The sequence below is a fragment of the Desulfuromonadales bacterium genome (assembly GCA_035620395.1).
GTDB lineage: Bacteria > Desulfobacterota > Desulfuromonadia > Desulfuromonadales > DASPGW01 > DASPGW01.
Genome location: DASPGW010000074.1, coordinates 1 through 9,359 on the forward strand (window position 1 = coordinate 1; position 9,359 = coordinate 9,359).

The following is a 9,359-nucleotide window of genomic DNA, read 5'->3' on the forward strand; positions in this document are numbered from 1 at the left end:
GATGATGATCTGATCACTGGAGGGAATCACGAAGTTGCTGGGGAATGCAAAGGTGAGCAGACCGCCTGCGTTGGCGAATGTATGCGGCACGGGAGTGCCGTTCCCCTCCCAATAGACCGCATGGCTCACGTAGGTGAGATCTGCACCCGTCTCGTTGAGATCGTCCCGGATGGTAATGCCGTGCAGGTCGTTGAGCGACCCGCTGTTGTTGATGACGACGCCGAAGGCCGGGTCATACAGGACCGGGATCGTGAGCCGGTAGGTGAAGGGAATTCCGATGGTGGCTGTCGTCTGGCCTGCGGGGTTCTGCTTATCAATTTTTTCTACGGGTATTAAAAGGTTTTGACAGCCCTCCTGGATCTTGGTGGACGACCCGTTGGTAAACCAGATTCGATGGCCAGCAACGTTGTTACACGACATGTTGCCGGTGTGCACAACATTGTCGAAAACAACCAGCCACCTTTCATCGTTACCGCCGGGCTGTGTATAAAAGCTGAAGTTGGTGCCCAGGACGTTGGGAGACGGGAAGTTCCTGATCGTGCAATTCGTGTCGATCTGGATCTGGTCAGGAGCTGAAACTGAATTACCGTCGATCACTCCGTTGTACGGGGCATCGGAGCAATTGACCGCCAGCGCCGCATCTACAGGCAACAACGACACAAGAGCGCCAAAGGCGGCGATAAGCAATTTGGTCCAAAGTTTCAACACGGCACCCTGCACCTGAATCATCAGTTGATAGAATAAAAAAAACGCCCAACTTCCGCCGAAGATGAGCGCTCCTGGAATTCCTCAACTGCCGGGTGCCAAGATGCTTGTCTCATCTCTTCGGCAACCCGGCTATCCGCCTTCGAATGAAGCTTCGGCGGACCCGTGGCTTTGCGTCACCAGATTTCTCTGGCTTTGCCCTTTCGGAGAACTTTTTTGTAACCCAAACGAAATCACCTGCGCAATCTACTTGAGCACAAAGTATTCCAGCGAAGCCAATGTTTTTGCGTTATTTCTTTACGTTATTGAAAATACAAGGAATATAAAAAAACAATTGAAATCAGGTGGCAACAATCACGAGACCGCTCAAAAAAAGCCCCGTAAGTCAATTGACGTTGTGATCTTCTCTATACATCCGGGGAGCGTCGGCCAATCATGCGTAAATTTTAACCTCGCCGTGATTCTTCACCCGTTTTTCCGAATCGCAGTCGGATATTGACCGGTCCAAGATGGAGTTTACAGGCCATTTGACAGGCCTGGAGTTCGGAGTTTGTCACCACCGCCAATTAGCAAACCAGACAGTCAACATTTGTCACGCCAGTCATTTGGCAGGGAAGGGTTTCAGTGATTGTCACTCGCAACCCGATTTGACCAAACATTTGCAAGGTTGGCAAAAAAGCGCAAAAAAAAGGACTTAACAATAAATTGTTAAGTCCTTTTTCGATATTTGGTGCCCGGGACGGGGGTCGAACCCGTACGGCCGTAAGCCGAGGGATTTTAAGTCCCTTGCGTCTGCCAGTTCCGCCACCCGGGCAAAGGAGGTACATTATTGGTATTCGGGTTAAGAGTGTCAACGGAAAAGGAGTTCTGTCCAGACATCACCCTAGCCGGCAAAGAAACGGACCTCAGGCTGCGCCGTTAGCAGGTCGTGTTTTACGGCAAGGGCGAAGAAATGCCGAAGTCCCGCCAGATGGCGTTCCTCGAGATCGTAGGACATGCAGCGCCAATAGTCGATCAGCCCAGCCTCCCCCATCCACTGTCGTTCAGGCGTAACTGCCGCAACGGCATCCAGCGAGGCGAAGGCCCGAGTCCGGGCGGCAGACAGCTGTCGCAGTAGCGCCGCGACCTCCTGTCGTTTGGCCAGCGCCGCCTCCCGGCGAAGTATCCAGAGGGCGAAGACGAAGGGAAGTCCGGTATAACGGTACCAGAGCTCCCCGAGGTCATAGATATTTCCGCTGGCACCGAGAGCAGCACGCAGGGCCCGGTCGCCGATCAGCAGCGCCGGCACGCCCTCGGCGATGAGAGCCTCAACCGGCCGCTCGGGAAGCCGATACGTGACCTTCCGGAATCCGTAGAATTCACCGAGCAGAATGCGCAGCAGGTTGACCGAAGTGGCCGATTCGCCGGTCAGGGCGATCTCGGCCCCCTCCAGTTCTTCGATGGGACGCGCGGCAAAGAGCAGAACGCTGCGGACCGGACCGCAGGAACTGATGGAATGCCCGGGAAGCAGCAGGTAGTCCTGCCAGCGGCAGCCGTACTCGAAAGAGGAGGATGGGCTGACATCGATAGCGCCTGCCGCCAGAAGCCGGTTCAACTCGGCGGGAACCCCTTCGACGATTCGGCCGCTAAAACCGGCCTCGGCGAGGAAGTGGAAAAACGGAACACAGTTGGCGTAGGTGATATGGCCGACGGCGAGAGTCATTGCGGCAGCATGTCGAACAGCGGCCGGTCGCCGACGGCATCGACGGGGCCGACCAGGCGGATTCCTTCATGCTCGAGAAGTTGGCCGGTCACCCGCAGGTATTCGGTGACCGCCTTGTTGTAGTCGGCCAGGGCAGTGATCTGGTCGGTGCGGGCGAGAGCCAGGTCCTCCTCCCCTTCGAGAACATCACGAGTGGTGGCCAACCCCACCTCCTTACGCTTGAGCAGGGTACGCAGCTTCTCCTCGGAAAGGTCCCGGGCCCGGCTGGCAGTTTCGATTATCTTGCGGCTCACTTCGAGCAGACGGATGGCGCCGCGAACCTCCTTGCTGATCTCCTCGCGCAGCTGGGCCAGCAGGGCGTGGCGTCCCTTGAGCTGTTGCCGGGTGCGCAGGTATTCGTTGCGCGCCTCCCGATTACCTATCGGGTAGGAGACGGTCAAGCCGACTTCCCAGTTGCGGAAGTTTTTGGAAGCAATGTCGTCGAGATCGCTGCTGTAATCCTGGCCCAACCCGACGTGCGCATAGCTGCCCGACAGGTCGACCGCCGGCAGCAACTGGTTACGGGCGATGCGGCTCTCGAGGTTCAGGCGCTCGATCTCCTTCATCCGGCGCAGCAGGTCGGGGCGCTTCTCCAGCGCCGAGCGGAGACCCTTCTCCTCGGCAACTTCCAGCGCCGGCTGCCCCAACGGCTCATCGGCAACCTCGACCGCCTCGCCGGCGTTGACCAGAACCCCCAGTTCGTCGAGAACATCCTGGTAGGCGCGCTGCGCATCGAGCAGCAGCCGCTCCCGGGTCAGCAAACCGACCTCGGCTTCGAGGATCTCCACCGGTGGCAGGACCCCGACTTCGACCCGGACCCGGTTCTCGTCCAGAACCGTCTGCGCCAGAGCGACTGAGGTCTGGCGATAGGCAAGTTCGTCCCGGGTGCGCAGGGCGTCGAACCAGGTGTCACGCACCCGGGAGATGAGTGCGAAGGCCTGCTCCCGCAGGTCCTGAACGGAGGCTTCCCGATCCTTTATGGCAAAGAGAATCTGCTGCTCGGTGACCGTGGAACCGAAATTACGCAGCAGCGGCTGCACGAGAGTGAAGCGCAACTCGCTGGCGTAGGAGGGATCGATGGGAGGCCGGGGATCGACCCGCTCGCGCAGGTTGGTGAAACCGGCAATGAGGTCGGCGCCGGTGGGAAGTTTCTGCGTCAGGAGAAAATCGAACCGCCGGTATTCGGTGACCGTTTTTGCCGAGAAAAACTGTGAATTGACGCGCCGCCGTCCCGTCCCTTCGGCGAGATCGGCCTCCAATCGGGGATCGTAGATGCCGTACCCCTTGCGGACCAGCGCTTCGCTGGCGCGGGTTGCGAAGGTCTGCGCCCGCAGGTCGAGGTTGCGCTCCAGGACGAGCCTCTCGGCCTGCTGGAGTTCGAGGCCGAGAGCATGAACCGGACTGGCCGGCAGAATACTGAGGAGGAGAATGACTGCAGTGCGGCAACGGTCAAACATGGCTTTCCAGCACCCGCGAAACACTAGTCGACGAAAACGATACGGCTGACATCGCGAGCCGGGATCCGATAGGCTCCGTAACCCGTGTCGCCGTAAAAAAGGGTGCGCTTGCGCACATGGAGTTGGAGACGGCTGCCCGATTTCAGCAGCAGTTCGGCCGGCACCTCCTCGCCGCTGACCTTGCCGAAGTTGATTTCCCGCAAGTCGCGGAAAAAGACGTTCATTTGTCCGTCGCCCCGGCGTCCGTCGAGAAAGGTCTGGCCATCCATCGAAAAGCTGCTCAGCTCCGTACTCACCCCCGAACGGTCGACAATCTGCGCCTTGATGTTCTCCTCCGTCTTGGGAATGGTTCCGGCCGGAATGCCGCCCAAATCTCCCATGCCCGTCAACATGGCAGCGGCCAGCAGAGCCAGAACAATCATCAATAACCTTCGCATGTTTTCTCTCCTTTCACTCGGCCCACGCCTACTAGAATAGCACTTGAACCGACGAGGTAAACCGGTGGCCTGTTTTTTCCGATCAACGGCCCTGGCGGTTCAATGTCCAGGCAGGATTATCGTACTTCTCTGCCGCCAGCTGCGCTGCCCGCTCCTGCTCGGGAGCCGTAGGCAGGTCTTCAACCAAACGGACATCCCACACCCTGGTGACGCAGGCGAGCAGACGCGCTTCGACCTCGGCGATGGTGACCGGCTGCGGCAGCCAGCGATTGAGCCAGCCGACACTCCGCGCCAGCAATTGACCGCCCGCCTGCGGCGAAAGTCGGTGTTCTGTATCCAGTGCCCGGAAAAGGCGGACTGGATCCAGCTCGACGGGAATCGACCCATGCTGAAGGAAGGCGTCACCCTGCCGTTTCTGGGCGCTGCCCGTCACCTTGCAGCCTGCGTGCAGCAGTTCGTGCGTCGCCGGAGCGGTAAAGCAGGCACTCTGCTGGGCACCGCTGCCACTGCAGCCGCGACTGCGACCAGGTGCCAGAAAGGTCGCCAGACCGAAGGAGTCGAGGGTCTGCTGGAGCACGCGGGCAATCACCCGATAATTTTCCAGGATCCCGCCGGGAAACAGGGGGCTGCGTTCCGGAGAGATGACGGCGTAGGTTACCTCCCGGTGGTGCAGGACGGCCCGGCCGCCGGTGATCCGGCGCACCACGTCGAATCCCATACTGCGGCAGGCCTCCAGATTGACGGCCGACTCGGCCCGCTGAAAATAACCAAGGGTAACAGTCGGCGGCACCCAGCCATAGAGGCGCAGGACAGGGAGAGACCGGCCGGCGGCAACGCTCTCCAGCAGCGCCTCGTCCAGCGCCATGTTGCAGGCTCCGGTCAGGGGGCCGGAGCGGATCAGCCGCCATTGCTGGCACAGCATGGAAGCTCCGTAAAAGCGAGGGCCGGGTCAACACCCGGCCCTCCGTTCGGTTTACAAGACGAGTCGTTCAAGGAAGCCGGTATCGACATTCCCCTCTTTGAAGTCCTTGTTGTCCATGATTTTCTTGTGAAACGCGATGGTGGTCTTGATCCCTTCGATGATGTACTCATCGAGAGCCCGGGCCATCCGGTTGATCGCCTCATCCCGGGTTTCAGCATGTACGATCAGCTTGGCGATCATCGAATCGTAATGTGGCAGCACGGTGTACTGGTCGTAAACGGCGCTGTCGACGCGAACGCCCAGACCACCCGGTGTGTGGTACCCGTTGATCTTGCCGGGCGACGGAGTGAACTTGAAAGGATGCTCGGCGTTGATGCGGCACTCGATGGCATGGCCGTTGATCTTGATGTCTGACTGTTTGAAGCGCAACGGCAGACCGGCGGCGCTGCGGATTTGTTCCTTGATGATGTCGACGCCGGTGATCATCTCGGTGACCGGATGCTCCACCTGGACGCGGGTGTTCATCTCCATAAAGTAGAAATTATTGTCCTGGTCGAGCAGGAACTCCATGGTGCCGACACTGGTGTACCCCACAGATTTGGCGGCGGCCACGGCACACTCCCCCATCCGCTGACGCAGTTCGGGAGAGAGAACCGGACAGGGCGCCTCTTCTATGAGCTTCTGATGCCGGCGCTGGATCGAGCAGTCGCGTTCCCCGAGGTGGATGACGTTGCCGTGTTTGTCGGCCATGATCTGGATCTCGACATGGCGCGGGCGCTCGCAGAACTTCTCGATATAGACTTCGGGGTTGCCGAAACCGGCCTGCGCCTCGGATCGGGCAGCGGCGAAGGCATTGGGAAGCGAAGCGGGCGAATGGACCACTTTCATCCCGCGGCCGCCACCGCCGGCGGTCGCCTTGATGATGACGGGGTAGCCGATCTTGGCGGCGATCTTCTTTGCTTCCTCAGCCGTCTTCACCCCCTCCTTGGTACCGGGAAGGATCGGCACGCCAGCGGCGGTAACGGTCTGCCGGGCGCTGATCTTGTCGCCCATGAGGCGCATGTTCTCGGGCGTCGGGCCGATGAAGGTGAGCCCGCAGTTGCCGCAGATTTCGGCGAATTCGGCGTTCTCGGAGAGAAAGCCGTAACCGGGATGAATGGCATCGGCATCAGTCACCTCGGCGGCGCTGATGATCGCCTTCATGTTCAGGTAGCTCTTGATGCTGGGCGCCGGGCCGATACAGATACTCTCGTCGGCCAGCTTAACGTGCAGCGCCTCGTGGTCCACATCGGAGTGCACCGCAACGGTCTTGATCCCCAACTCCTTGCAGGCGCGGATAATGCGCAGGGCGATCTCGCCGCGATTGGCAATCAGTATTTTATGAAACATGGGTTTTTCTCCGAAAAACAGGTGAAAGGCGCTTTTTCCTGCCTTTAAAGTCGTTCCACAAGGAAGAGGGGCTCGCCGAACTCCACCGGTTGGGCGTTTTCCTTCAGGATCTCGATGACCTTGCACTTGAATTCGGCTTCAATCTCGTTCATCAGCTTCATCGCCTCGACGATGCAGAAGACCTGTCCCTTTTCCACCACCGAACCCGCCTGGACATAAGGGTCGGAATCAGGGGACGGCGCCCGGTAGAAGGTACCGACGATGGGCGAGGTGATGGTTTCGTGCTTGTCGCTGACTGCGGCCTTGGCCACTTCGGCCACGGGAGCAGCCGCAGCCACGGGCGCAGCCGCAACCGGAGCGGCCGGCGCGGGAGCTGCAGTCATGTAAGTCGGCGGGGCGGATACGTGCACGATTTCCTGGCTCTTGCCGCGCCGGATGACGATCTTCTCGTCGGCGTTTTCCATCTCGAATTCGTTGATATCGGTTTCGGTCACCAGCTTGATCAGGCTTTTGAGATCTTTGATATCCATGAGACATATCCTCCTTGAAACGTGTTTGAATTTTCCGTTGCGGCCACTCAGGCAGGAAGTATGCGCAATTTCTTATCCAGGCGCGTCAGTTGCCGGCAGCCATCGGCAGTGACCTCGATCATGTCTTCGATGCGTACCCCACCCATCTCCGGCACATAGATGCCGGGTTCAATAGTAAAGACCATCCCTTCGCAGGCAATCGCCTCGGAACGCGACGATACCGTCGGATATTCGTGAATCTCCAGTCCCACGCCATGGCCGAGACCATGACCGAAAAACGCCCCGTACCCACGGCCGGCGATAAAATCTCGGGCAACGGCATCGGCCTCTTTAAGCGGAATCCCGGGTCGGACGTAAGCCATGGCAAGATCGTGGGCCTCCAGTACGGTCTCAAAGATCGTCCGCAGTTCCGACGACACCTCCCCCACGGCAACGGTAATCGTTTCGTCCGAATGATAGCCGCCGAAACGGACACCGAAGTCGATGGTCACCAGTTCGCCGGCACGGATTTCTCGCCCGGAGGCAATGCCGTGCGGCATGGCGCCGCGCGGGCCGGAGGCAACGATGAAATCGAACGCTTTTTCCTCCCCGCCGCGACGCTTCAGGGCAATTTCCAGAGCAAGCGCGATCTCCCGTTCAACGACTCCGGGACGGACCAGCGGCAGAATCTCTTCGAAAGCTTCGGCGTTGAGTTGGGTCGCTGTGAGCAGGGCGGCAATCTCATCCGGTCCCTTGATGCCGCGCAGGGATAGAATTTCGCTGGTCAGGGGGACCCATTCCCGGCCCGACCCGCCTTTTTCCCGCAGACGTTCGACCGTGGCGAAGGGGAGCGTCTCCGCCTCGAAGCCGATCCGCCGGACACCGGTCTGCTCCAGGAAGGCGATCACCCCGTCCAACTTGACGCCGTACTCGCGAATCTCGTCCGCCTGCACCTGGACTCTGGCCTGGGTCGTATAACGAGAATCGGACAGAAAACAGCTCGTCTCGCCGGTAACCACCAGCACCCCGTCCGTGCCTGTGAAACCACACAGATAACGGATGTTGATCAGGTCGGTGAACAGCACTGCGTCCAGGCCGCAGGCGGCAAGCAGATTTGTGGCCAGAGAGGCTCTGTCTTTTACCATAATGCCACTTTATGCTCAATAACTATCTTTTTAGCGTGGTTAAAAGGCCGCTCAGGGCCAGAAGATATCCGGCAGAACCGAAGCCACAAATCTGTCCGATCGCCACCGGGGCGAGATAGGAATGGTGCCGGAATGCTTCCCGCGCATGGATGTTGGAAAGGTGGACCTCGACCGTCGGGATGGCTACAGCCGAAATGGCGTCACGCAGGGCAACGCTGGTGTGGGTCAGGCCGCCGGGGTTGATGATGATGCCGTCAACCCCTTCCGCTCTGGCCTGATGAATGCGATCAATCAACTCCCCTTCGTGGTTGGACTGAAAGCAGGTGATTGTCACGGTTCGCTCGGCAGCCAGTTCAGCCAGGCGGCGATCGATGTCGTCGAGAGTCTCCCGTCCGTAGACTTCGGGTTCGCGAACGCCGAGGAGGTTGAGGTTGGGACCGTGCAAAACGAGAATACGCATGACATCCCTCTAGGCGAGTGCTTCGCGGAGGCGGGGCGCCTCACGCACGAGGAGGTAGCGCCCCTTGCCGAAGTTGCCATTACGCTCCATGGCCAGTGCGATGAAATATTCGCTGCCCAACGTGCGGATGATGACCATGAGGCGTTCCGTCTTGACCGAGACTTCCTCCATGGCGCCGGTGCCCAGGATTTCGGCGGTTCGCCTTATTTCCTTGAGCACGTTCGAATATTCAACGGCGATCAATGACAGGTCGACCCCCTCGCACGCCTTGAAATGCTGATCGATGGCGATTCCGTCGTATCCCATGAGGATGGCGCCAAGCGCCCCGTTGGTCCCGTCAACAATACCCCTCAGAATTTCACCGAACATCTGCCCTCCTCCTGCTGATCGAATCGAGCCAGAGCGTCAGGATTGCAAGCTGCTGCGCCGCCGCCGTCCCCCCGGGATCAGTTTCCGAGCCCGCTGCCGGATCGACAGCGGTCACCGGGACTTCCACCATGGTCGTCGCCAGGTCGGCCGGCGCCGTCGCTGCGGGGGCAGATTTCTGTGTCTCTATGCGCAGTTTCAGCTCGACCAGTTTCTGGCGAATTTCTT

At 59.5% G+C, this 9,359-nt stretch carries 11 protein-coding genes, 1 tRNA gene and 1 riboswitch; all 12 genes read right to left on the reverse strand.

Annotated features, from left to right (window positions below; translation table 11 throughout):
- On the reverse strand, window positions 1–705 hold a 705-nt coding region (locus tag VD811_04385), incomplete at its 3' end, for a hypothetical protein (GenBank protein HXV20218.1).
- A gap of 119 nt (window positions 706–824) precedes the next feature.
- Window positions 825–915, reverse strand: a riboswitch (cyclic di-GMP riboswitch).
- Window positions 916–1,433: 518 nt separating this feature from the next.
- A tRNA-Leu gene (locus tag VD811_04390) sits at window positions 1,434–1,519 on the reverse strand.
- A 69-nt stretch (window positions 1,520–1,588) separates the two neighbouring features.
- Window positions 1,589–2,407 (reverse strand): menaquinone biosynthesis protein, encoded by an 819-nt coding sequence (locus VD811_04395; GenBank protein HXV20219.1) that lies wholly within the window; start codon window positions 2,405–2,407, stop codon window positions 1,589–1,591.
- Window positions 2,404–3,903 (reverse strand): TolC family protein, encoded by a 1,500-nt coding sequence (locus VD811_04400; protein HXV20220.1) that lies wholly within the window; start codon window positions 3,901–3,903, stop codon window positions 2,404–2,406. The genes VD811_04395 and VD811_04400 overlap by 4 nt, the downstream gene beginning before the upstream one ends.
- Window positions 3,904–3,926: 23 nt before the next feature.
- Entirely contained in the window at window positions 3,927–4,340 is a 414-nt protein-coding gene (locus VD811_04405) for a hypothetical protein (protein ID HXV20221.1), read from the reverse strand.
- Window positions 4,341–4,422: 82 nt separating this feature from the next.
- A complete protein-coding gene (locus VD811_04410) occupies window positions 4,423–5,262 on the reverse strand; it encodes a lipoate--protein ligase family protein (protein HXV20222.1) in 840 nt (279 codons plus the stop codon).
- Window positions 5,263–5,313: 51 nt separating this feature from the next.
- Window positions 5,314–6,651, reverse strand: a complete 1,338-nt coding sequence (gene accC, locus VD811_04415; GenBank protein ID HXV20223.1) for an acetyl-CoA carboxylase biotin carboxylase subunit — start codon at window positions 6,649–6,651, stop codon at window positions 5,314–5,316.
- Window positions 6,652–6,695: 44 nt separating this feature from the next.
- Entirely contained in the window at window positions 6,696–7,181 is a 486-nt protein-coding gene (gene accB, locus VD811_04420; protein ID HXV20224.1) for an acetyl-CoA carboxylase biotin carboxyl carrier protein, read from the reverse strand.
- A 47-nt stretch (window positions 7,182–7,228) separates the two neighbouring features.
- Window positions 7,229–8,305, reverse strand: coding sequence for a Xaa-Pro peptidase family protein (locus VD811_04425; protein HXV20225.1), 1,077 nt, complete (start codon window positions 8,303–8,305; stop codon window positions 7,229–7,231).
- A 22-nt stretch (window positions 8,306–8,327) separates the two neighbouring features.
- Window positions 8,328–8,765, reverse strand: a complete 438-nt coding sequence (aroQ, locus tag VD811_04430) for a type II 3-dehydroquinate dehydratase (GenBank protein HXV20226.1) — start codon at window positions 8,763–8,765, stop codon at window positions 8,328–8,330.
- Between the two features lie 9 nt (window positions 8,766–8,774).
- Window positions 8,775–9,134: a roadblock/LC7 domain-containing protein gene (locus VD811_04435; GenBank protein HXV20227.1), complete on the reverse strand. Its 360-nt coding sequence runs from the start codon at window positions 9,132–9,134 to the stop codon at window positions 8,775–8,777.
- The coding region (locus VD811_04440) for a hypothetical protein (protein ID HXV20228.1) at window positions 9,124–9,359 on the reverse strand (236 nt) is incomplete at its 5' end. The genes VD811_04435 and VD811_04440, both read right to left, overlap by 11 nt.

What these genes read in the sequence shown, in the direction of transcription:
- VD811_04395 (HXV20219.1), bottom strand. Translation starts at nt 2,407, where the DNA reads ATGACTCTCGCCGTCGGCCATATCACCTACGCCAACTGTGTTCCGTTT.
- VD811_04400 (HXV20220.1), bottom strand. Translation starts at nt 3,903, where the DNA reads ATGTTTGACCGTTGCCGCACTGCAGTCATTCTCCTCCTCAGTATTCTG.
- VD811_04405 (HXV20221.1), bottom strand. Translation starts at nt 4,340, where the DNA reads ATGCGAAGGTTATTGATGATTGTTCTGGCTCTGCTGGCCGCTGCCATG.
- VD811_04410 (HXV20222.1), bottom strand. Translation starts at nt 5,262, where the DNA reads ATGCTGTGCCAGCAATGGCGGCTGATCCGCTCCGGCCCCCTGACCGGA.
- accC (HXV20223.1), bottom strand. Translation starts at nt 6,651, where the DNA reads ATGTTTCATAAAATACTGATTGCCAATCGCGGCGAGATCGCCCTGCGC.
- accB (HXV20224.1), bottom strand. Translation starts at nt 7,181, where the DNA reads ATGGATATCAAAGATCTCAAAAGCCTGATCAAGCTGGTGACCGAAACC.
- VD811_04425 (HXV20225.1), bottom strand. Translation starts at nt 8,305, where the DNA reads ATGGTAAAAGACAGAGCCTCTCTGGCCACAAATCTGCTTGCCGCCTGC.
- aroQ (HXV20226.1), bottom strand. Translation starts at nt 8,765, where the DNA reads ATGCGTATTCTCGTTTTGCACGGTCCCAACCTCAACCTCCTCGGCGTT.
- VD811_04435 (HXV20227.1), bottom strand. Translation starts at nt 9,134, where the DNA reads ATGTTCGGTGAAATTCTGAGGGGTATTGTTGACGGGACCAACGGGGCG.